The organism is Vibrio sp. Y176, from assembly GCF_033438945.1.
The window spans coordinates 145,977-170,041 of sequence record NZ_JAWOQS010000002.1; the positions used below are offsets into that span (position 1 = coordinate 145,977).

The 24,065-nt window shown below is 45.1% G+C and carries 18 protein-coding genes and 1 pseudogene; 8 read left to right on the top strand and 11 right to left on the bottom strand.

Translation table 11 applies throughout. The annotated features are described in order from the left end of the window. Complete coding sequence (locus tag R7O13_RS04940; RefSeq protein ID WP_031781134.1) at window positions 1–1,494, bottom strand: CoA-acylating methylmalonate-semialdehyde dehydrogenase; 1,494 nt, start codon at window positions 1,492–1,494, stop codon at window positions 1–3. A gap of 23 nt (window positions 1,495–1,517) precedes the next feature. Then, a complete protein-coding gene (locus R7O13_RS04945) occupies window positions 1,518–2,729 on the bottom strand; it encodes an acetyl-CoA C-acyltransferase (RefSeq protein ID WP_318303175.1) in 1,212 nt (403 codons plus the stop codon). A gap of 275 nt (window positions 2,730–3,004) precedes the next feature. On the opposite strand from R7O13_RS04945, the gene R7O13_RS04950 reads away from it, so the two are divergent. The 5 genes from R7O13_RS04950 to R7O13_RS04970 all read left to right on the top strand — a co-directional run bounded on the left by R7O13_RS04950 (window position 3,005) and on the right by R7O13_RS04970 (window position 8,022). Beyond that, a complete protein-coding gene (locus R7O13_RS04950; RefSeq protein WP_017821195.1) occupies window positions 3,005–3,379 on the top strand; it encodes a MerR family transcriptional regulator in 375 nt (124 codons plus the stop codon). A 66-nt stretch (window positions 3,380–3,445) separates the two neighbouring features. After that, window positions 3,446–4,615, top strand: coding sequence for an isovaleryl-CoA dehydrogenase (locus R7O13_RS04955; protein WP_005387610.1), 1,170 nt, complete (start codon window positions 3,446–3,448; stop codon window positions 4,613–4,615). A 25-nt stretch (window positions 4,616–4,640) separates the two neighbouring features. Beyond that, on the top strand, window positions 4,641–6,245 hold the full coding sequence (locus R7O13_RS04960; RefSeq protein WP_318303176.1) for a carboxyl transferase domain-containing protein: 1,605 nt from the start codon (window positions 4,641–4,643) through the stop codon (window positions 6,243–6,245). 29 nt (window positions 6,246–6,274) lie between these two features. Then, window positions 6,275–7,114, top strand: coding sequence for an enoyl-CoA hydratase-related protein (locus R7O13_RS04965; protein ID WP_138940352.1), 840 nt, complete (start codon window positions 6,275–6,277; stop codon window positions 7,112–7,114). Continuing rightward, entirely contained in the window at window positions 7,114–8,022 is a 909-nt protein-coding gene (locus R7O13_RS04970; RefSeq protein ID WP_213867791.1) for a hydroxymethylglutaryl-CoA lyase, read from the top strand. The genes R7O13_RS04965 and R7O13_RS04970 overlap by 1 nt, the downstream gene beginning before the upstream one ends. Before the next feature lie 46 nt (window positions 8,023–8,068). On the opposite strand, the gene R7O13_RS04975 is transcribed toward R7O13_RS04970, so the two are convergent. The 7 genes and pseudogenes from R7O13_RS04975 to R7O13_RS05000 form a co-directional block, all read right to left on the bottom strand. Continuing rightward, a complete protein-coding gene (locus R7O13_RS04975; protein WP_005375761.1) occupies window positions 8,069–8,947 on the bottom strand; it encodes a DMT family transporter in 879 nt (292 codons plus the stop codon). Window positions 8,948–9,338: 391 nt separating this feature from the next. Beyond that, on the bottom strand, window positions 9,339–9,875 hold the full coding sequence (locus tag R7O13_RS31505; protein WP_412125714.1) for a methyl-accepting chemotaxis protein: 537 nt from the start codon (window positions 9,873–9,875) through the stop codon (window positions 9,339–9,341). Next, window positions 9,873–10,652 (bottom strand): annotated as a pseudogene (locus R7O13_RS31510) (PAS domain-containing protein); the annotation flags it as partial. The gene R7O13_RS31505 and the pseudogene R7O13_RS31510, both read right to left, overlap by 3 nt. A 1,026-nt stretch (window positions 10,653–11,678) precedes the next feature. Further along, window positions 11,679–12,590, bottom strand: coding sequence for a hypothetical protein (locus tag R7O13_RS04985; RefSeq protein ID WP_025816241.1), 912 nt, complete (start codon window positions 12,588–12,590; stop codon window positions 11,679–11,681). Between the two features lie 346 nt (window positions 12,591–12,936). Beyond that, window positions 12,937–13,239, bottom strand: coding sequence for a hypothetical protein (locus R7O13_RS04990; RefSeq protein WP_054574367.1), 303 nt, complete (start codon window positions 13,237–13,239; stop codon window positions 12,937–12,939). Between the two features lie 205 nt (window positions 13,240–13,444). Next, on the bottom strand, window positions 13,445–14,383 hold the full coding sequence (locus R7O13_RS04995; RefSeq protein ID WP_017635745.1) for an alpha/beta hydrolase: 939 nt from the start codon (window positions 14,381–14,383) through the stop codon (window positions 13,445–13,447). Window positions 14,384–14,455: 72 nt separating this feature from the next. Next, a complete protein-coding gene (locus tag R7O13_RS05000; RefSeq protein WP_017821078.1) occupies window positions 14,456–15,370 on the bottom strand; it encodes an alpha/beta hydrolase in 915 nt (304 codons plus the stop codon). Window positions 15,371–15,498: 128 nt separating this feature from the next. Here R7O13_RS05000 and R7O13_RS05005 point away from each other — a divergent pair, with 128 nt between their 5' ends. Further along, window positions 15,499–16,428 carry a LysR family transcriptional regulator gene (locus tag R7O13_RS05005; protein ID WP_005386206.1) on the top strand — a complete coding sequence of 310 codons (930 nt, stop codon included), beginning with the start codon at window positions 15,499–15,501 and terminating at the stop codon, window positions 16,426–16,428. A gap of 68 nt (window positions 16,429–16,496) precedes the next feature. Here R7O13_RS05005 and R7O13_RS05010 read toward each other — a convergent pair whose 3' ends face one another. Beyond that, window positions 16,497–17,690 carry an acetate/propionate family kinase gene (locus tag R7O13_RS05010; RefSeq protein ID WP_318303182.1) on the bottom strand — a complete coding sequence of 398 codons (1,194 nt, stop codon included), beginning with the start codon at window positions 17,688–17,690 and terminating at the stop codon, window positions 16,497–16,499. Between the two features lie 363 nt (window positions 17,691–18,053). On the opposite strand from R7O13_RS05010, the gene R7O13_RS05015 reads away from it, so the two are divergent. Beyond that, window positions 18,054–19,592, top strand: a complete 1,539-nt coding sequence (locus tag R7O13_RS05015) for a bifunctional diguanylate cyclase/phosphodiesterase (RefSeq protein ID WP_318303184.1) — start codon at window positions 18,054–18,056, stop codon at window positions 19,590–19,592. 72 nt (window positions 19,593–19,664) lie between these two features. Here the strand turns inward: R7O13_RS05015 and R7O13_RS05020 are convergent, their stop codons facing one another. Beyond that, complete coding sequence (locus tag R7O13_RS05020; RefSeq protein ID WP_005375680.1) at window positions 19,665–21,596, bottom strand: DEAD/DEAH box helicase; 1,932 nt, start codon at window positions 21,594–21,596, stop codon at window positions 19,665–19,667. A 413-nt stretch (window positions 21,597–22,009) separates the two neighbouring features. Here R7O13_RS05020 and rnb point away from each other — a divergent pair, with 413 nt between their 5' ends. Next, entirely contained in the window at window positions 22,010–24,013 is a 2,004-nt protein-coding gene (gene rnb / locus R7O13_RS05025) for an exoribonuclease II (RefSeq protein ID WP_047104463.1), read from the top strand. Window positions 24,014–24,065 lie beyond the last annotated feature (52 nt).

The window sequence follows — 24,065 nt, forward strand, 5'->3', positions numbered from 1 at the left end:
TCAGCGCAGTTGGATGGTCAGATTGAGCCCCGTTGGAATATCGTCATCAAACCAACGCGCCGTCACCGTTTTGGTCTCGGTATAAAAACGCACTGCTTGTTTACCATACGCATGTAAATCACCATAGAAACTGCCTCTCCAACCAGTAAAGGAGAAAAATGGTAAAGGGACTGGAATTGGCACATTAATCCCCACTTGACCGACTTGAATGTCATGCTGATATTTTCTCGCAGCAGCGCCATTAGCGGTAAATATAGAAGTTCCGTTGCCGTAAGGGTTGCGATTCACCAACTCAATGGCCTCTTGCAACGTTTCGACTTCCATACAAACTAAAACAGGGCCAAATATCTCTTGCGTGTAAATCGACATGTTCGCTGTTACACCGCTAAACAAGGTTGGGCCAATCCAGTTTCCATCGGGAAAGCCGTCCACTTCACACTGACTGCCATCGAGTTCACACACTGCGCCTTGTTGTTTGCCATCTTCGATTAGGTCCAATACGCGTTGCTTGGCTTGCTCACTGATCAGTGGGCCATAAGCAGCCTGTTCATCATCCCAAGGCCCTGGGTGTACTTTCGCCATCGCCAGTTTCAGGTCTGCAATCCATTGTTTTGAATCGCCGACAAATACCGCAACAGAAATCGCCATACAGCGTTGCCCCGCAGCCCCAACGGAGGCTCCGATTAGGTTATTCACCACTTGATCTTTGTTTGCATCAGGCATGATCACCATGTGATTCTTTGCACCAGCAAAAGCTTGAACCCGTTTAAAATGTTTAGTCCCTGTGGTGTAGATATAACGGGCAACGGGAACCGAGCCAACAAATGACACCGCTCGAATATCAGGATGAGCCAGAAGAAAGTCGACTTGCTCTTTGCGGCCATGAACGATCTGCAACACTCCTTTCGGCGCGCCAGCTTGCTCAAATAGTTCAGCTAAACGAATAGAGGTCAATGGCACTTGTTCGGAGGGTTTGAGCACAAACGTATTGCCCGCAGCGATAGCGATTGGGAACATCCACAACGGAATCATGGCAGGAAAGTTAAATGGCGTAATGCCGCAACACACACCTAGGGGCTGAATCATTGAGTAACTATCAATATCCGTGGCAACGTTTTCGACGGTTTCGCCCATCATGTTGCTGGCAATGTTTGCCGCCTGCTCAACAACCTCTATGCCTCGCCACACATCGCCTTTAGCATCCGCTAAAATCTTACCCGTTTCATGAGAAAGCAGTGTGGCAAGCTCATCATGATGCTCTTTGAGCAAGTGCTGATAACGCAGCATGACTCTGGCACGCTCGGATACTGCCACTTCCTTCCAGGATTGGAATGTCTCTTTCGCATTATCAATGGCGGCTTCCATCTCGTGCTCTGTGGAACATGGAACGTACGCAATGACATCATTAGTGGCGGGATTGGTTACCTCAACCCAATCCGATGTTTGAGATTCACGAAACTCGCCACCAATAAACAAGGGAACCAAACGAGTCATCATTTACTCCTTTCTGATTTCAATTAAAGCGGTATTTCAATGCCTATCGCCGTGGCTTCTCCACCACCGATACAAAGTGACGCAACACCCCGCATCACTTTTTTGGCTTCGAGATCACCATTGGTGCCTAGCGCTTGTAGCTGACGCAAACTGTGAATCAATGTCACCAGAATTCGTGCGCCACTAGCCCCTATCGGATGCCCAAGTGCACAGGCTCCACCTTTAATATTTACTTTGCTCGTATCAAGCCCAAGTTCCGCCACCGCTATTTGTGTCACGACGGCAAAGGCTTCATTGATTTCCCACAGGTCCACTTCATAAATTGACCAATCTAGCTGGAACAGCAGTTGCTCAATTGCGTAGACGGGTGCCAAAGTAAATTCTGCAGGTTTTCTGGCATGTGTAGAGTGCGCCTTGATGATCGCAAGTGGTTTAAGCCCCTGATGACGCGCAGTGTCTTCATCCATAAGCACCAGAGCCGCCGCGCCATCTGAAATGGCACTCGAATTAGCAGCGGTCACCGTACCTTTTTCATCGAATGCAGGTTTGAGTTGAGGAATTTTACCAAGGTCAATCGAGCGTGGGGGCTCATCGTAGTCCAGCACCGCTTGTTCTGACTTGGTATTGAGTGAAACCGGCGAAAGTTCATCGGCAAACAAGCCTCGCTCTTGAGCTTCCAACGCACGCTTTGCCGACATCACGGCCCATTCATCCATTTGCTCTCTGGTGAACTTAAGCCTGTCAGCGACTTGCTGAGCATAAACACCCATTAAGTGCCCTTCGTAAGCATCTTGTAGCCCATCGAGAAACATGTGGTCATACGTAGACTGGTGCCCCATGCGCATTCCCTTTCTCGCCTCCCTCAGCAAATACGGCGCATTGGTCATACTTTCCATACCACCAGCAATGGCAGAGCGAATCGTTCCAGCTTTAATGAGATCGTGCGCTAACATGACGCTCTTCATGCCAGAGCCACACACTTTGTTAATGGTGGTGCACCCTACACCCAAAGGAAGATCTGCCCCCATAGATGCTTGCCTCGCAGGAGCTTGTCCACACCCTGCTGGAAGCACACATCCCATGAACACTTCATCCACCGAAGTCACATTCACTTCGTGCATTGCCGCCTTGATCGCCAGTGCGCCTAATTGAGGAGCAGAGTAAGTTTGCAACTTGCCTTGAAAGCGCCCAATTGGCGTTCTTTTCGCGCTGACAATCCAGATGTCTTTTCCCATGATTCGCATTCCCTTAAGGTATATGTGAACACTTGGCAGACTGATGACACCCTACATAGAATTACTCACCAAGCGCCACACCAGCCTTTATCGCCTTTTTCACTAACAAACTTTCATTCCGTGATTTCTTGACGTTTACGTAAGCATAGCACTAGCCTTTACAATGAGATGAAAAAACACACCAAGCAGACGTTTATATTTCAAAGTTGATGTTCGGCCTTCCCATTTAAGGTTCGATTTCCAGAAACTGGATTTTTATTCGAGGTAAGTATGTTATGGAAAAATACAAGATCAGTGACCTCGCCAAGGAGTTTGATATTACTACTCGCAGTATCCGGTTTTATGAAGACGTGGGTCTGATTGAACCAGAGCGAAAAGGCAATATGCGCGTTTATCAACGCAGGGATAGAATTCGCCTCAAACTGATTTTAAGAGGGAAACGACTCGGTTTTTCGTTGGCAGAAATTCGTGAACTTTTCGAGCTCTACGACATGCAACAAACCGAAGGACAGTTGTTGAAAATGCTCAATATCATTGAAGAGAAACAAGCCGTCCTACAGCAACAACTCAACGACATCAGCGTCGTTATGGCAGAGTTGAATGCCGCTAAGGAGCGTTGTATTCAAACACTCAAAAGCAAGCAGACATAAACGCTATACTCAATTAGCAACACCGCTACAGGCTTTTCCACCTTACCTCTGATACCGGGAGACGTTATGAAAAGCACCTATACCCCACTCAATTTCGGACTTGGTGATACCATCGATATGCTCCGAGAACACGTTAATGCCTTTGCTACGGAACATATTGCGCCCATCGCCGCTGAGATAGACCGCGATAACCAGTTCCCGAATCATTTATGGCCTTTGTTGGGAGAAATGGGGTTGCTTGGTGTGACCGTCGATGAAGAGCTTGGTGGTGCAGGCATGGGATACCTCGCTCATGTTGTTGCCATGGAAGAAATCAGCCGTGCCTCTGCGTCTGTCGCTTTAAGCTACGGCGCTCATTCTAACCTGTGCGTCAACCAAATCTTTCGTAACGGCACGCCTTCTCAACGCGAAAAATACCTTCCAAAACTCATTGATGGTACGCACGTTGGCGCCCTAGCGATGAGTGAGCCCAATGCAGGTTCAGACGTGATAAGCATGCAACTGAAAGCGGAGAACAAGGGCGACCATTTTGTACTGAATGGCAACAAAATGTGGATAACAAACGGGCCCGATGCTGACGTAGTGGTGCTTTACGCTAAAACAGATGTCAGCGCAGGTTCACGTGGCATTACCGCATTCATTATTGAACGTAACTTCGCAGGTTTCACTCATGCTCAAAAGCTGGACAAGCTAGGCATGAGAGGCTCGAATACTTGCGAACTTGTATTTAACCATTGCGTAGTGCCAAAAGAGAATATTCTTGGCGAGTTGAATCAAGGCGTCGAGGTATTAATGAGTGGGCTGGATTACGAGCGCGTCGTCCTCGCTGCCGGACCACTCGGGATAATGCAAGCTTGCATGGACATTGTGGTCCCATACGTACATGAACGAGAGCAGTTTGGAAAATCCATTGGCGAGTTTCAGTTAGTTCAGGGCAAGATCGCCGATATGTACTCTCGAATGAGTGCAGCAAAAGCGTATGTATATACCGTCGCAGCGGCTTGTGATCGAGGTAACGCAACACGCAAAGATGCCGCTGGCGCGATTTTGTACAGTGCAGAGCTCGCCACACAAATGGCACTCGATGCAATCCAGTTGCTCGGTGGGAATGGCTACATCAATGAATACCCTGCTGGGCGTTTGCTACGTGATGCAAAGCTTTATGAAATCGGCGCGGGTACCTCTGAGATTCGCCGCATGTTAATAGGCCGAGAGCTGTTCGAAGAATCTCGCTAACGGAACATACGACAAGGAAGTCATTATGGCCATTATCAAAAGTAAAACTAAGCCAACTGACGAGTTATTTCTTTCCAATAAAGCTGTTATGGAAACGTTGGTCACTCAACTTAATCAACACATCGAGACCATCAAACAGGGCGGCGGTGAAAAAGCCATTGAGCACCAGAGGCAAAAAGGAAAACTCCCCGCACGAGAACGCATCGCGCGCTTGCTTGATGACAACACTGACTTTCTTGAAATCAGCCAGTTTGCCGCCTGGCAAGTGTATGACGAAGCGATCCCCTGCGCTGGTGCTATCGCCGGCATTGGTATCATAGAGGGGATTCAATGCATGGTCATCGCCAACGATGCTTCGGTAAAAGGCGGAACCTACTACCCACTCACGGTAAAAAAACACCTAAGAGCGCAAGAGATTGCCCAACGCTGCCAACTCCCCTGCGTGTACTTGGTGGACTCCGGTGGCGCAAATCTCCCTCATCAGTCCGACGTCTTTCCCGACAAAGAACACTTTGGTCGCATTTTCTTTAACCAAGCGAGAATGTCGGCGAAAGGCATCCCCCAAGTTGCTGTTGTGATGGGGCTTTGCACTGCTGGGGGCGCGTACGTTCCTGCCATGGCGGATGTGTCCATTATGGTTAAAGAGCAAGGCACCATTTTTTTGGCGGGGCCACCTTTGGTGAAAGCGGCCACTGGCGAAGTCGTGACGGGTGAAGAGCTCGGCGGTGCAGACGTGCATTGTCGGAAATCTGGTGTCGCAGATTATTACGCTGAAAATGATGAACATGCCCTAATGCTTGCGAGAGAAGCCATTGCCAATGCCAATAGAACAAGACCTGTTAAGCCAGAAAACACCGTGCTTCCTCCCCGCTACGACGCAGAAGAAATCTATGGAATCGTGAATGCCAACTTACGACTGTCATTCGACGTTCGAGAAATTATTGCCCGCATCGTCGATGATTCTGATTTCGACGAATTCAAATCCTTGTACGGCAGAACGCTAGTGTGTGGCTTCGCTCGTATTCAAGGACACTTGATTGGTATTGTGGCAAACAACGGTATCTTGTTTTCTGAATCGGCACAAAAAGGCGCGCACTTTATTGAGCTGTGCGCCAAACGGAAAACACCGCTTCTTTTTCTCCAAAACATTACCGGCTTTATGGTCGGAAAAAAGGTTGAAGAAGAAGGCATCGCAAAACATGGCGCCAAGCTAGTGATGGCCGTCGCTTGTGCTGACGTGCCGAAGTTTACCGTGATCATCGGTGGATCGTACGGCGCTGGTAATTACGGCATGTGCGGCCGAGCGTATGATCCAACCATGATGTGGATGTGGCCGAACGCGCGTATTTCTGTGATGGGCGGAGAACAAGCAGCAGGCGTTTTAACACAAGTTCGAAAAGACGCGAAGGAACGTCAGGGGGAAGCGTGGTCAGAGCAAGAAGAGCACATTTTTAGAGAATCGATCATAGACTTGTATGAAACACAAGGACATCCCTATTTTGCGAGTGCTCGGCTATGGGATGACGGAATTATTGACCCTAAAAAAACGCGTCAGGTGTTGAGTCAAGCGTTAACGGCAGCATTAAATGCCCCCATTCCTGATAGCGAGTTTGGCGTCTTCAGAATGTAAACATCCAAAGATGAATTAAGGAAGTTAGTATGCAGGAAATGCAACCAAGCATTATTCCCAACGCCCAAAGGCAAGATGATGTTCTTTGGCATGTCGATGATAATGGCGTAGCGACCATTACCCTAAACAGAACAGCCAAACACAATGCTTTTGACGCTTGTACGATCGACTTGCTGATCCACCGCCTAGATTATCTCGCTTTACGAACGGATGTGCGGTGCTTGGTATTAAAAAGTAACGGTAAGCATTTTTCATCCGGGGCCGATTTGAATTGGATGCAGTCGATGGCCGAAAGCACGAGGCAAGATAACTTCGTTGATGCCCAAAACTTGGCAAGACTCATGGAAACATTAGATTCGTTCCCTCAACCCACCATCGCAGTTGTTCAAGGTTCCGCTTATGGTGGCGCTTTGGGGTTGATTTGTTGTAGTGATATCGCCATCGCAAGCCAAAGTGCCAACTTTTGCTTAAGTGAAGTTAGGCTTGGTTTAGTTCCAGCAACCATTGCGCCTTACGTCATGCGCGCGATGGGGAATAGACAAGCTAGACGCTATATCTTAAGTGGTGAAGTCATTTCAGCCGAAGATGCCGAACGGTTTGGTATTGTGCACGAAGTGAAAGAAGCCAAACAGCTTGAAAGTGCGGTCGATAGCGTAATCAAGACGTTGCTACTGAATAGCCCAGATGCGATGCGTAAAGCGAAAACGCTCTGCCATCAATGTCATCAAAACCCCATCGATCAACAACTGATTCACTATACTAGCAAGCTCATTGCGGACATTAGAGTATCACCCCAAGGTCAAGATGGGCTGCAAGCGTTTCTTGAAAAACGTAACCCAAGTTGGGTCACCAAGTCACAGGACAAGTAATGCTGCCTTCCAAAGTAAAGATTGTCGAAGTAGGTCCACGAGATGGGTTGCAAAATGAATCTCCTGTTGCGACCCAGACTAAAGTCCGGCTGATCAACTTACTCTCTGATACTGGGCTAACGCATATTGAGGCGGGCTCTTTTGTCTCACCCAAATGGGTGCCACAAATGGCGGACTCAACAGAGGTCATGAAAGCAATAACACGGCGAAATCATGTTACCTACTCTGCCCTGACACCAAACCTAAAAGGCTTAGAACAAGCGTTAGAGGCTGGTGTCAATCAGGTCGCGATTTTCACTTCATCCTCAGAAGGATTCTGCCAACACAATATCAATTGCTCGATTGCAGAAAGCCTAACTCGCTTCGAACCTGTAATGCGATTAGCCACCAAACACGGCATCCCTGTTCGTGGCTATCTATCCTGCGTTGCCGACTGCCCTTACGATGGCCCGACAGCCCCTAAACAAGTGGCGAGCGTGGTCAAATCACTCATCGATTTAGGGTGTTATGAGGTGTCTCTAGGCGACACAATCGGTACAGGCACGCCAAACCGTATCGCTGCTATGCTGGAAGCCGTCATGTTGGTTGCACCTCTTCCCCAGCTTGCTGTCCATTTCCACGACACATGGGGACAAGCTCTCACCAACATTTATCAGGCACTGAGTATGGGCATCAATACCATCGACAGTAGTGTAGCTGGGCTGGGTGGATGCCCATACGCTCAAGGCGCATCAGGAAATGTCGCAACGGAGGATGTACTATATTTATGCCAAGGGTTAGGAATAGAAACGGGGATCGACTTAGAGCTACTGGCTAAAGCTGGCTGGATGATCAGCGAAGAGCTGGGTCGGCAGCCTACATCAAAAGTGTCATTAGCATTGCGTAACCGCGTATTATCACTTTCGTAGAAGGCCATCCGGCACCTCATTTTCTCCCAACCCAAGTTAATTTGCTCTACTTTCGAGTAGGGAAGCGAAACCGCCCGCCAGTACGATAAATAATTAGAGAAAATAAGATAAGCACACAACCTACTAGTTTATTTGCCGTTAGCACTTCGCCATACCACAGCACGCTCAGAATAACCGTCCAAACTGGTTCTAATATCATAATTAGAGCAGCGTTACCTGCCTGAACAAATTTTTGCCCCATGGTTTGCATTACGTAACGCAAGCTCGTCGCTAATAAGGTACTCAACGCAAACCACCACCAAATAGAGGAGTCCACCTCTGCCGGGAAAGATTCCATAAAAAATGAAACCAACAAACCTAAACAACCTGCTGAAAAAAGTTGCACGCAAGTAAGCAGCAGCACAGGTAGTTTTTGAGAGTATTTGCTGTTCACATTAAAATGAAGCGCCAAAACCAGTGCTGCACCAAGAAACCACAATTGACTGGCCGATTGTTTCCAGCCACCAACTAAAGAAAGACAAGCAAGACCTAATACAGCGATAGGCAAAGAAAGCCAGAAAATTCGTTGTGGTCGTTGACGAAACATAACCCATGCAACAATCGGCACAAACAGCATGGAAAGGCTCATGATAAATGCGCCTTCCCCGAGAGTATCACTGATAGAAATAGCGTAAATCCATGTCATAACGGCACTGCCTAACAGGAGCCCGACACCACCAGCAGAAAGCACATCTTTTAAGTTTGCTTTCAGCAAAGGTCGGTAACATAGAGGCAGTAAGCAGAGCGAAGCGATAGTAAATCGCGCCCCAATAAAGCCAAAAGGTGGTAAACCCTGTATTGTTTCCTTAGAGAATATCCAGCCAAGTGCCGCGATCATCGTCGTCGCAACCAGAATAACCGTCGCTTTGCGTTCTGAGTTAAACATAAGTACTCACAAAATATGGAACACACAATAGCGCAGCAAGAGAGTTTTACTGCGCTACTGTGTAAATTTGAAAGGGGTTTGTGTCGAGCGAAAAAGTGAAAGCCCGATCCTCTCCTGTATTGTTGTCACGCAGATTAAAGTTCTGCTGCTAGATACATTAAATGCAGGCAAAGTCTTAAGGCAAGCCTTTTCGCATACTAAATTACTTTGGCATTCTATACAGCAAGCAAACTGGCTAAAACCTGTACCGGGTGTCGAACTACCTACCCTTCAAAACGCTTAACTTGACTGCGGCAGGAGTAGTATTGCGACTTCAGCGCACCTCAATACAGGTTGAATAAGGCGAATTGCTTTTTACCAATCGCCTCTGCAATGAAAACTTATTGATTAACTACAACGAGTGGTTAAATTGCTCCACGGCCTCTACAACACGGCTAGCGCCATCTTGTATTTCATTCATCACATTACCTGCTTTTTCAGAGAGCTCTAGCGTATCTAGTGCTTCTTTTTGGCATTTAGCGATCAGCTTAACTGCGTTATCCGTTCTCTGTAGGTTTTCACTTACCATTGTGACAATTTCATCGGTGGTTGCATTGGTTCTTGTAGCAAGCTGTCTGACTTCATCAGCAACAACGGCAAAGCCTCTACCATGCTCACCCGCACGAGCCGCTTCTATCGCCGCATTTAACGCCAATAAGTTAGTTTGGTCAGCGATACCACTGATGCTATTTACCAACTCGCTAATACGCGATGAGTGCGCTTTAAGCTCGTCAATCGCCGTGTTCGCTTGCTGCATTTGCTCGGAAAGTATCTGCATCTTTTCTAACGTTGAGCCTATAACCTCTTGCCCTTGCAGGGTTTGTGTTCCAGTTTCTTGGGAGATTTCGTTCGCCAATTGCGCAGCCTGGGCCATTTTCTGTTCCTGCATCACCTGCTGGGTAATATCTGTCGCGAACTTAACGACCTTGTAGAGCTCTCCTCTGTCGTTATGGATAGGGTTATATGAAGCCTCTAACCACACCTCTTCACCATAACGGTTAACTCGTTTGAATCGCTCTGATGAAAATTGCCCTTTTGCTAAACGTTGCCAAAACTCACGGTAAGCTTGAGAGCTCGACTCTTCCTGATCACAAAACATGCGACGATGCTTCCCTAGAATCTGATCAAGCGTATAACCCATTGTGTTTAGGAAATTATCGTTGGCTTTTAAAACATGACCATCTAATGTGAACTCAATCACCGCCATAGAACGACTTAATGCATTTAGCATGTCCTCTTGCTCACGAGATGATTTGATCGTTCGCGTAAGTTCAGAAGCAAAAACAAAAAAGCTTTCTACTTCTCTGCGCTCATTTAAAACAGGCTGGATAATCGTTCTTAACCAGGCTTCCTCACCATTACCTTTCTGTACTTGCAATGCCCCATTCCAGAACACTTTATCTTGGACGGCTTTCTTCATTCGATGAAAGTGATCTGTATTGCGCGAATTTGACGGTACCAATTCAGTAATTGATTTCGTTAAGATCTCATCATCATTTAAGAAAAGTTCTTGCTGTAGCTTAGTATTTGCAGAAGTAATGATGCCTTTACTATCCAATGTTAAGCGGATCATCTCTTCATCTAAACTGGTTTGGATTTGCTGCAGGATTTGCAACTCCTGCTTTAATCGTTGATTTTCTTGTTGAAGCGACTTATTAAAAAACATGACTTTCTCTCATTTGACCGACCTTCGGACTAGTCAAAGGTTTATTATTTGTATACCGAATAAACTGCAAGCGGCAAAATCATTTGGTTGCATATTCAAACGCGATTTCTATTTCTCATCAAAGGACCCCGCTGGGAATGCGGCGATTTTTTCTACAGTGTAACCTAAGCGCAGTATACTGAAATTTCTCCAGCGCCCAAGATGTTTATATATTTATCAATATTAAAGCTCTTTATCGCCAGTTTGAGGTTTGTATTTGTGGATATACTTATATGAGAAGTGTTGTGTTCAGATCAATAAGCCTTTTCATTAAAAAAGAACCTTGACTTAATTCCAATAGTTTTTGCCGTTTTATCGCTTTTCCACCCGACTTTTGAGCGATTACCCACTCCTTATTCGCTTGCATTTCTATTAATAGCGCACGGAGCAACCAATAACAGCACACCGACCAACAAGCTTTTGGACAAAAGCTTGCTAGTGACTTTGTTAGATTAGCAAACTATCAATAACTACAGGTATGGTAAGTTTACTTATGAAGTCCTGATGCGATGAATAACATCGCACCAGAAAAAGTATTGGCTGGGTTCGCAGTAAAAAGTCTTTAAGTTAAATCATCGCACTTTGCAGGTGGAAGAACATAAATACGGCTTGAGTGCTTCAATGTAAGTTCTCGCTTAGATGTACATTCGATGTAGTTTGACGTTTCTATACCTTTTCTTAACGAGGTATCGAAATAGTGTCCGATTAAAGCAAAGATTAATGCTCCGAATAGCATTAATCTCAGAGTTAACTTTGGTAGTTGAATGCCATTGGCAATGTTGAGTAATGCCATTGGGATAGAAGGAAGAAAAAAACCAAACAATACAAATGACGACGTATTGTTAAGGTATCCCGATACTCTGATTACGGGGTTAATTCCTACATTTTCTACAGTATGAATTAAATTATAAGCTCCCGACCCGCACCATAACGCAAATCCTGTAAAAAATATTAAAAATGTAAGTTTCTTTAAAAAATCTAACATGATCAGTCAATTAATGCCTCTACAGTTTCTTTCATTGGCTTAGTGAATTTGTACTTATTATCTAATTCCGATACATATCCACCGATCTTAAATGCTGAATAAACAAACAAACCTAACCCAACTGCGGCAGGTAAAGAAAACCCAAACAAAATCCCAGCACCAGCACGAGCAACCAAAAGCACTCCCTGAGCGGCCACGCCAGCAACTACACCTTTAGCAACATCCGCCGTAAGTTGGCCTACGACTTCGCTTAGCGTCTTCTCATCGTGCAGCATGTAATCAACCGCATTGACCGCACTACTAAACACAAACTCTAAATAGATGTTGCCTCTCAAAAAACGGACATTACCTTGGACAGTATTCAATGCGTGACCAATCTTAAGCATTTTAGGCGTTGCTTGTTGCCAACGGATACCGAGATCTAAATATCGAGGCTTGTAGTTCTCAACCACAATATTCATTACACCATTGATATTGACGGCTTTGGCGGTTGCTCCCCATCCACCAAGCTCTTTAGCGACTTCATAAGCCCCTTTGAGTCCTACGCCAACGCCAGTGTAGTCCTTACCTGTAGAAAGCTGACCGTGTGTGTCTTTGATGAGCAAATCTAAATACTCGTTGGCTTCTTCAACTGTTAGTACGGCAATACTGACGTTCTCTTGCTGTGAGGTGTCCCACTGGTATTCTTTCGCTTGATCCTGTAAGTCCTTATTCCATTCTTCTTTCGTAAGGTCATACGCTTGTTGAGCAGGTTTTCGTTCAGCAAGAACGCGCTCTCTATTTTCAGCCCATCGTTTTTCATCGCTCGCGGTATATCTCAGCTCTTCCTGACGCTCTCGGCGTTGGTGAGCTGCTCTTTCTCTAGTGGTTTTTGGCCTTTCTACAGGGGTTACAGGAGCGGATTCATATCTCATAGAAGTCGGTTTTACTGATGAATAAGAAGGATAATAACAATATTTTCAGTAATTTATTATCCTCAACAAGATAACCTGACGATTTAACCAATTAAATAGGAAGTTTGACAGATTAAACAAACACAATGAAGGCTCAATAGTGTTGGGTTACATTCTATCGGATAACTTTTCGTAGGGTAAAACGCAAGCACCAAATTTTGTAGGGTATTTATTCCAGCTTATTTTGGGGCAAAGATAAGTTTGGCAGAGAAAGCCCAAGCTTAGTCTTCAGGCTTTATATCAAAACTCATAAAATGAAGCTTTGGATGCCTAAAACAACCCTAACTCACTTCAATTGCTGCCCGCACTAACACTTTTGTTTTGTATCGTAACTGATTTGCTTACTGACGTTCTTTAGTTGCACTCCTGCCTTATTAAATGCCTTTTGAATAGTTGTGGAAACATGCTGGCGGCCCTCTCCTTCAAAAAAGTTAGCTCGATCTTGCTTCGTTTCGAATACGCAGACTATTTCTAAACTTTGTGGAAAAGAAGAGAATTTGACGGTATGAGTCACCCAAAGAAAGCCATCGTAGCCTTTTAGCGTATCTTCACAAACTTCGGTCAACACTTCTCTAATTAGATTCTCGACCTTCTTATCTGATTTGCGCATAAATTAAACTTCATTCCTATCTAACGCCTTTAATTAGGTTTCAGTGTACATTGTCTTAAACAGTATTTGGCAGTGGTATTTAGTCAATAGCCTGTAGATGAGGTTATTCGCACGAAGATTTACCGACCTACTCGCTTCGAACTACATCTTACGCTGTTAAAAATAAGCGCTTTGCAACTCTACAAAACGCTTCTAACTTATTAGATTATTTTAAGTGTGTTTCAAGGAATGCAGAAACCTTGTCCATTGCAATGCCGACTGCTTCTGGATGGTCATACAGTTCATAGTGAGACCAATTTTCCAAATTAACCAGCTGTCGGTCTTTTGATTGAACAGAGCGGCCATAAATTTCCTGCCCATCACGATAAGCACCAAACGCCCCGACTTTTTGCCCTACCACGGCCATAACAGGCTGAGTCAATAACGTTTCGGCAAATGCAAAGGCATCCCAGCTCAGTGTTTTCTGTGCATGTGAAAACAGCATACGAGTTGCACCACCTTCGGTTTGTCCACGTGATGTTTTGTAGTATTCAGTAGCTTCGAACACGTCTCGTTCTGTTAATCCATTTTCTTTTGCAAATTCAATATTTGGAGGAAGAAGTTCATCGATTTTCAGCTCTGAGCCGCGAGCTTCGGCTGTTCTCTGTGCAGCCATAGCTTCAAGATTGGCGATAGGGTCGTACATACTAAAGCCTTCACGGAACAAGCGGCCTAAGTTAACAGGCGTAATACCTACGACAGCTTTCAAGCGCTTTTCGGTTAGGGCTGAATTGATCATGTAACCACCACCGCCGCAGATACCGAGTCCACCAATTCTATTCTCATCGACATATGGTAAAGTTACTGCATAGTCGATAACGCGACTGATATCTTCAACACGTTGACTTGGGTCTTCTACGTAGCGAGGCAATCCCCCCGATTCTCCTTGGAAGCTCGCGTCAAATGCGATCACGACGTAACCTAACTCAGCAAGGGCTTTACCATAGACAGCGCTGGATGTTTGTTCTTTACAACTACCAAAAGGATGAACACTTATCATTGTTGGGTAGCGTTTCGATTCATTGAAGCCTTCTGGGAATAAAATTAATGCAGACATATCCCAAGACATATCAGCATTTCTAAAAGTGATTTTTTGCATATTCATAATCAATATCTTAAGAGTAAAAAGCCTTGAGAGCAGAAAGGCTCGAAGCAATTGAGCCTTTCATCGGGAATATTAAAGAGTGCGTTGGAAGAAAGATGCGAGTTGGGATACTGCGTCATCGACGTATTCGGCAACATCATAAAGCGACATATGGTTTGCACCATCAATGGCATACAAGGTTTTATCTGAACTCGCTGCACGTTCTATCAGGTCATCACTCATCCATTTGCTGCCTGCGTCACTACCAACGACAGCAAGAATTGGCTGAGTTAGGAATGCTTCCGCTTTGTGGTACGCATCGTAAGTAATGATCTGGTTTAAGTTACGAGTTAGAGCAAAACCCGGCGCATTTGGATGTTCACAACGTGGTGTGTGGTAATACTCCCAAGCTTCGCGTAGCTCTGCATTTGAGGCATCTTCTTCACGCATCGGAGCTAGAGGAATAGTCGCGAATTCTGTACCATTCGTGTCGGTTGTGCGAGCATTCGAACCAAATTCTAAGTAACCAACAGCGTCAGCATCGTTAACCGAATTATCCCAACCATTACGGAACATTTGGCCAATGTTTACGGCACTAACCATACCCAGTGCTTTGATTCGACGATCATTGATCGCTGCATTTGCACTATAGCCCGCACCAGCACAAATCCCCATTGCGCCAATTTTATCGTTATCGACGTACTCTAACGTTGTCAGATAGTCGACGACTGCGCTCACGTCTTCAGTACTCGTGTAAGGGTTTTCCATTTGGCGAGGCTCACCTGTACTTTCACCTTGATACGAACGGTCAAACGCAATGGCAATTATGCCGCTTTTTGCAAGTTTACTCGCATATAGGCCTGCGGTTTGCTCTTTTACGCCACCACCTGGGTGTGAAACAACAACCGCCGCATATTGTTTACTTGCATCAAAATCTGTAGGGAAGTTGATAACCGCTGAAATCTCAATACCTTGACCATTGAGATTTTTGAAAGTGACTTTAGACATAGCGACATTCTCCATTAGAGGTTAACTGTTCATCTCAGGCTGACCTAAGCTTCGATGTAATATTAGTCAACACACTGTTTCGGATAAATATCGTTTTATCTACATGACTGTTTAGTTATACTTAACAGATGAGAATAGAACCTTCTTTAATTTCATCACTGACGTGGTTTGCACATATTGCTCGCCATCGCAGTTTCACTAAAGCAGCCTTAGAAATGGGGGTAACCCGTGCTGCCTTATCACAACACCTAAAAGCGTTAGAACAACAGCTACAAGTTCGGTTAATTAATCGAACCACCAGAAGTATGTCGCTGACGGAAGAAGGCCAACGTCTGCTTGATATTTTGCAACCTTCATTGGTGAACATTGAGCAGGTCGTTAACGAATTGAACGACTCTCATCTTGAGCCTTCGGGATTAATCCGTATCAGTGTATCAAGAACCGCTGCTCGGCTGCTTATTGAGCCCTATCTAGGTGAGTTCCTCTCTCGTTATCCTAAAATACGCCTAGAGCTAATCATGGATGATGGGTTTTCTAACATCGTCGCAGAAGGCGTTGACGCTGGCATTCGCTTAGGATTAAGCTTAGATGAACATATGGTTGCGATCCCTATTACTCCGCCGTTAACAACGGCAATAGTGGGCTCTCCTGAATACTTTAGGCAAAATGGACTACCTCAAACTCCTGAGGATTTAGAAGGTCACAATTGCCTTGCTTATCGTTTTACCTCTAGCGGAACAATTGATCATTGGTCGCTAACCTCTCCAGATGTTGCAAAGCGCACCCTCGTTTTCGAGCCTAAAGGCAATGCTATTTTTAATGATGACTATAGTATGTTACAAGCTGCAATGCAGGGTGTGGGTTTAGTGAAGCATATTGATTTATGGGTGGAAAAGCACATAGATGAGGGAAGATTGACCCGAGTTCTGACACCTTGGTGCAAAGAGTTTCCAGGGTTTTATTTATATATACCTTCACGAGAGCATATGCCGAAAAAAATCCGCGTCTTGATGGATTTTTTAATCGAAAAGCGCGAAGCTCTGAAACTCAAAGAGTAATTGCCAAATTGCTTTAAATAAAAAAGCGAGCACGAGGCTCGCTTTTAACTTTCTGTTTCCGTTATATATTACAATAGCTCAACCGATTGTTTGGCTATCACAAATTCCTCGTTAGTAGGAATAACAAGAGCTTTCGCACCTAACAACTCAGATGTTGCAATAACACCTGCGTTGCCAAATCTTGCATCTTCGTTACCTTTCTCATTTTCAACAAAACCTAACAGTTTTAGGTTTTTCAAGATTTCACGACGAATTGGTAGTGAGTTTTCACCAATACCACCAGTGAAGATGATACCGTCTAATGAATCCAGAGCCGCGAGGTAGGAAGTAATGTATTTCGCAACGCGGTAAGTGAAGATCTCAAATGCCAACTTCGCACGTGAATTCCCCGCTTCCATTGCTTCTAGTACGCCACGAGCATCACTTGTCACACCAGATACACCTAAGAAACCTGACTTCTTGTTCATCATCTCGAACACTTCGTCTTTTTCCCAGCCTTTACGGAAAAGGAACTCGATAACACTTGGATCAAGGTCACCACAGCGAGTGCCCATCATTAGGCCAGCTAACGGCGTCAAACCCATACTTGTATCAACACATTCGCCATTTTTAACCGCACTCACTGATGCACCGTTACCTAAGTGCACAGTGATAAAGCTGCTTTCTTCAACCGGCTTATCTAGCATTTTCGCTGCTTCACGGCTTACGTAGTAGTGGCTTGTACCGTGAGCACCGTAACGACGCACTTTATGCTCTTCGTAAAGCTCGTAAGGAAGTGCGTACATAAAGGCTTTGGCTGGCATTGTTTGGTGGAAAGCAGTGTCAAATACAGCAAATTGAGGCAGTGAAGGGAACGCCGCCATTGCCGCTCTCATGCCTTCAGCGTTCGCTTTGTTATGAAGTGGTGCAAGTTCAGCAAGGCGCTCTACTTCTTGAATAACTGTTTCATCAACTTTCACAGTTCCTTTAAAGGTTTCACCGCCTGCGACAATGCGATGGCCTACAGCGACAAATTTTGAGCTCAAACCTAGAGTTTCGAGTAGTTTTACCACTCGCTCAACAGCGTACTGATGATGGTTACCGCCAGCTGGAATTGCTTCAACGGTTTTTTCTCCCTGATATTTCCAACTGATTTCAGCTTCAGGTAGACCAAAACACTCACCAATACCTGATACCAAAGCTTCACCGGTTTCAGAATCAATAACAGCAAATTTTAATGAAGAGCTACCAGAGTTGATCACCAGTACAAACGAATTAGACATGAAATAGTTATCCTGTTGTAGAGCAGAGGTTGTAATAGCGCTTGTGCGCTGCGTACTTCTTGTTTGCCCCTCTATTATTCAATAATTTTTTAATCTTTCAACAATCTTTTAGTAAAAGCGATTTGATTGAACAAATTTTGTTGATCTGTAGCAAGTTTTGATTTTATTTGAAGGCTAAAAAATATCACTTGTTAAACATAATTTATGAATAGGTCAATTTGTACAAAGTCAGATATATAAGCTACGTTGTTTATTGGGTGAACAAAAATAACAAACCAATCAATAAATCGGGGTAATAATGTGCCCACTATTGCATTTCTATTAGTGATCTTAGGTTTGATTTTGCTCTGCTGGGGATGGCAGATGACAAAAAACATCTGCTCGAAAACTGACGTAACCGGGTGGACTTTCCTATTATTGTTAATCAGCTGTTTCATTTTTGCTTATGCCGTTTTTTTGCACGCCATCATGCAAAAACCTATTGCTTCTCTCTTAGAAACGGGGGTTTCTCTTATACTTTTTGGCGGCAGTATCTTTGTCGTGCTGGTGATTAAGTGGAGCAACGATTCGATATTAGAGCTTCATACTGTTGCTGAAAGAGAGAAGCGCAATGCCGTCCATGACGCTCTTACTGGGCTCCCTAATCGTAAATACTGCTTTGAGTCTATCGAAGGCAGAATACAATCTAGAGACCCATTCTCGGTGATCCTTTTTGACGTGGTTAATTTTAAACAAGTCAACGATGCAATGGGTCACTTTTGTGGAGACCAGTTACTTATTCAAATTGGTCAACGCCTTCAGGGGAAACTGAAAGGCAATGACCAGATATTCCGCGTTGGTGGTGATGAATTTGTCATCCTGACATCTTCTGCATGCGAGGAAATGGGTAGAAAACTCATAGAAGAACTAGATTCTGCAATGTCTGAACGCTTTCATTTAGATGAGTTTCAAGTTTCCTGCCGCGTTGTTTTCGGTATAAGCACCTACCCATATGACGCCCTAACCAATGATCTTTTGATCAAGCACGCAGATATCGCTATGTATCACGCCAAGCGTAATGGCAATCTTTTTGCGTTTTATAATGAGGATATGAACGTCGGGGCTAAGTACCAACTTGAGATATCTTCTCGTATTCAATGTGCGCTTGAAAAAGAAGAGTTTCAGTTGTATTACCAACCGTTGATTGATGCACACACTAACTTAGCTGTCGGTTTTGAAGCAGTGATTCGTTGGCATGACGAAAATGGTAAAACGATCTCACCCAACGACTTCATTCCTATCGCAGAGCGTAGCAATCAGGTGCACAACATTACCATGTGGGTTCTTAACCAAGTAGAAAGGGATCTGCAAACATTTATAGAGAAAGGCATTAAGCTTCCTGTCCACGTAAACTTATCAGCGAAAGATCTCTCATCTAACTTGCTGTTTAATCGCTTAGAAACTTTGCTCAAAGTAAACCCGCAATTCGCTGACCTAATAAGTTTAGAGATCACTGAAACGATGGCGATCGATAGGGTCGTTGAGCTCAACCCCTTAATTCATCAAATTAAAGGATTAGGTATAAAGATCAGCTTGGATGATTTTGGCACTGGGTATTCATCTTTGTCACTGTTAAGAGATCTTCCGGTTGATCAAATTAAAATCGACCGCTCATTTCTCTCCACAGCAAGCCGCACAGAAGGCTCCCGCTCTATCGTTGAGAACACGATTGCGCTAGCACATGGATTAGGGTATTCGGTCGTAGCAGAAGGCGTTCAAGACATGGACACACTGCATTTTTTGAGAAGTCGAGGCTGTGACATCATTCAGGGTTACTTGTTCTGTCCTGCCCTGCCCTTAGACGAAGTAATAAGTTGGGTAAACAAACACGATGAAAAGCAAAACCGTATTAGACGCGCATAAAAAAGCCGAGCGCTTTGCTCGGCTTTCAATTCTTTGTGTAGCAACTTAAACCGTCGCTTTAATCACTCGTGATTATGCGTCTGTACGACGGCCACGACCGTGACCACGTTCACCACGATGTGCACCACGGTGATCACCACCACGGTTGCGATCGAAACGACGTTCGCCACCTTCGCGATTGCCATCGCGGTTGCCGTCACGGTTACCGCGGAAGCCACCTTCGCGACGACCGCCTTCACGACGATCACCACCACGATTGCCGCCTTCGCGGTTGCCACGGTAACCACCGCCATCACGACGACCACCATCGCGACGACCACCGTCACGGCGACCACCACGAGACTCGCGGAAATCATCGAAGTCACATACTACAGCACCAACATCTTGTTGACGGATACGTAGTTTGCTTAGCTTGTTCGCCGCGTCTGAAGTCATTGCTTTAGGTAGCTGTACGAATGTGTGACCTTGAGCTAGCTTGATCGCACCGATAGAACCTTTACCTAGACCTAGTTCGTTTGCTAGAGCGCCAACGATGTCTTTAACTTGAACGCCTTGCTCACGACCAACTTGAAGCTGGTAAGTATCCCAGTCTTGGTTGTTGAAGTTACGACCGCCATCGCGACCACCTTCACGGCGCTCTTTACGACGTTGCTTGTCACGCTCAATTGCTTCAACCATTGGGTCTTCGCCAATGTAGAACAGAGGACGTTTGCCTTGCTGACGCTTAAGAAGCATAGCAGCAAGTGTTGCTGGGTCGATGTCTAGAGAAGTTTGTAGTTTCTCTACCAGCTCAGCAAATTTGTCTAGTGCTTTGTGCTCTTTCTCTGCTTCAAGCTCAGCGCCTAGCTTAGCTAGACGAGCTTCAGCAACTTGGTCACGTAGAGGAAGTTGGATTTCTTCCATAGATGACTTAGTTACACGCTCGATAGTGCGAAGCATACGAATTTGGTTAGTGCGAACTAGAAGGATCGCTTTACCCTTACGTCCAGCACGGCCAGTACGACCGATACGGTGGATGTATGACTCAACATCAAATGGGATGTCGTAGTTGAATACGTGCGTAATACGTGGAACGTCAAGACCACGAGCTACAACATCAGTTGCAACTAGGATGTCAATAACACCTTGTTTGATGTGATCAACAGTACGTTCACGTAGAGACTGAGGAATGTCACCGTGCAGTGCAGCTGCTTTGAAGCCACGTGCAGATAGCCAGTCAGCCAGACGCTCAGTATCTTGACGAGTACGTACGAATACGATTGACGCGTCAGTTTCTTCAGTTTCAAGAAGACGAGACATTGCTTCATCTTTCTCTACACCTTTCACTACCCAGAACTGTTGTTGAACTTTGTCTACAGTGTGGTTTTTACCAGCAACGTCAACCGTTACAGGGTCACGAAGGAAACGTTCAACGATCTTCTTCAGCATTGGAGGCATAGTTGCAGAAAACAGAACGCGTTGTGCTGACTCTGGAGCGTGCTCCATGATCGCAGTTACGTCATCTACGAAACCCATGTTTAGCATTTCGTCTGCTTCATCAAGAACGAAAGTACTAACTTCGTCTAGGTGTAGACGTTCGCGATTGATAAGATCTTGAACACGGCCTGGAGTACCGACAACTACATGAGCGCCACTTTTAAGAGCACGCATTTGGTCGACAATAGATGCGCCACCGTAAATCTCTAGAACTTTCAAACCTTTGATGTTTTTACCAAGGTTTTTCATTTCCGCTGCAACCTGAATTGCCAACTCACGAGTCGGAGCAAGTACAATCGCTTGCGGTTTGCGTTGGTTTAGATCGAGTTTGTTGAGAAGAGGCAGAGAGAACGCTGCTGTTTTACCTGTACCTGTTTGAGCTTTACCCAGCGCGTCAGCACCTTCCAATAGGTGTGGGATTGCCGCAGCCTGAATTGGAGTTGGTGACACGAAACCCATTCCGTCTAGAGCAGAAAGGATAGAATCATTCAGAGATAAATCACTGAATTGAATAACAGAATCTTGCATTGGGATCCTACTTAATTAAACAAAAAAACAGTCCCATATGCTCTTCCAATTCGATACTGATCCATCCAGATACTGATTCCATTCAGACGGGAACACAGCACAGTACACAACCGCGATAAGCCATTAGGGACGACTAAGGGAGGCGGATTATTCCTTAAAAGCATAAAAAAATCCAGAAAAAATTGAATTACATCACAATTTATTCTCAACAATGGTATTTTTAGCATATTTTTCCACCAGCCCTACCATTCCCCGTAGATTCGCGTAACTCACAGATGAGAATTTCATCAATATTTAAGCCAATTTCTCGTGGTTAAATTGGCAAAATTCACGGCGAAATTACGCTCCACAGGTAGTAATAATAGCTCGCAATGATTATAGTGTGCCCAACTCCATAGGTAATTTAAGAAAAGATGTTTCAAGATAACCCACTACTCGCTCAGCTTAAGCAGCAAATCCAAGAAAACCTGCCTAAAAAAGAAGGCTCAATAAAAGCCACAGATAAAGGCTTTGGCTTTTTGGAAGTGGACAGTAAGACTAGCTTCTTCATCCCGCCTGCGTACATGAAAAAGTGCATGCACGGTGACAAAGTCGTCGCCATTATCCGCACCGAAAATGAACGCGAAGTTGCAGAGCCACAAGAGCTGCTGGAACAAGCCGTGACTCGCTTTATTGGTCGAGTAAAAATGTTCAAAGGCAAGCTCAACGTAGCACCTGATCACCCACAGCTTAAAAAGCTGTCTCTTAAAGCGAAACTAAAGAAAGGTCTTAAACCTGACGAGTTCGCCGAAGGTGATTGGGTTGTCGCACATCTTATTCGCCACCCTCTAAAAGGCGATAACTCTTTCTTCGTAGAAATTTCTGAAAAAATCACTGACGCGAATGATAAAATTGCGCCTTGGTGGGTAACGCTTGCTCAAAACGATCTACCAAACTCTGAGCCAGCAGGCATCGATAACTGGGAACTGAAAGACGACGCGGAGCTAGAACGCGTAGACATGACTCATGTTCCATTCGTCACTATCGACGGTGAATCGACTAAAGATATGGACGATGCGCTGTACGCGAAGAAAACCGTATCTGGCGATTTCGAACTCACCATCGCTATTGCGGACCCAACCGCCTACATCACACCTGAAGATGAAATGGATAAAGTAGCACGTGAGCGTGGCTATACTATTTATCTTCCAGGCCGCAACATCCCGATGTTACCTCGTGATTTAGCGGACAACCTATGCTCTCTGATTGAAGGTGAAACCCGCCCTGCTATTTGCTGTACCGTAACGGTAAGTAAAGATGGTGTGATTGGCGACGATATTAAATTCTTCGCAGCAAACATCAAATCACATGCACGCCTAGCATACGATCACGTGTCTGATTGGTTAGAAAACGGCAGCTCTGAAGCATGGACGCCATCTGAAGAGATCGCGACCATCGTTCGTGATCTTTATGAGTTCTCTCTTGCTCGCGCTGAATGGCGTGAGAAAAACGCAGTGGTCTTCCCTGATCGTCCTGACTACCGTTTTGAGCTCAGTGAAGATAACGATGTAATCGCTATCCACGCAGACATGCGCCGCAGTGCAAACCGTCTTGTTGAAGAATCCATGATTACCGCAAACATCTGTGCAGGTCGTACATTACGCGATAAATTTGAAACAGGTGTCTTCAATACGCATGCAGGTATCAAGAACGAGAAGATTGAAGAAGTGGTTCAACTTGTCAATCCAGAAGGCCAGTTGGAGTTCACAGCGGAGTCTATTGCTACGCTAGAAGGCTTTGCTGCGTTGCGCCGCTGGTTGGCAGCTCAAGAAACGTCTTATCTAGATAACCGCATTCGTAAGTTCCAAGCATACAGTGAGGTGGGTAATCAGCCTCTGCCTCATTACGCAATGGGTTTAGACATCTATGCAACTTGGACATCACCAATTCGTAAATACGGTGATATGATCAACCACCGTATGTTGAAGGCCGTCATCCTTGGTAAAGAACCCGTACAAAAACCAGATGACCAAGTAGGCGAAGAGCTAGCTCTACATCGTAAACATCATAAAATCGCTGAGCGAAATGTCTCAGATTGGCTATATGCACGCACGCTTGCTGATGAGCCGAGCAAGAAAACTTGTTTCACAGGTGAGATTTTCGATATTAATCGTGCAGGCGCACGTGTCCGACTTCTCGAAAATGGCGCAGCAGCCTTTATTCCTGGTGCACTAATTCTTGATAATAAAGAAAGAATTGAGTGCAATGGCGACAACGGTACCATCTCTATCGATAAAGAGGTCGTATACAAACTTGGGGATACATTGGAAATTGTCCTTACGGACGTAAACCAAGAAAACCGCAGTTTAGTTGCAAAGCCAACCCAGGTATTCGCTGAACAACCAGCAGCACAAACAGAACAGACTGTAAGTGAATAATACCGAATGAAGTTAAAAGGCGCTCTATTGAGCGCCTTTTTTATTTGTTATG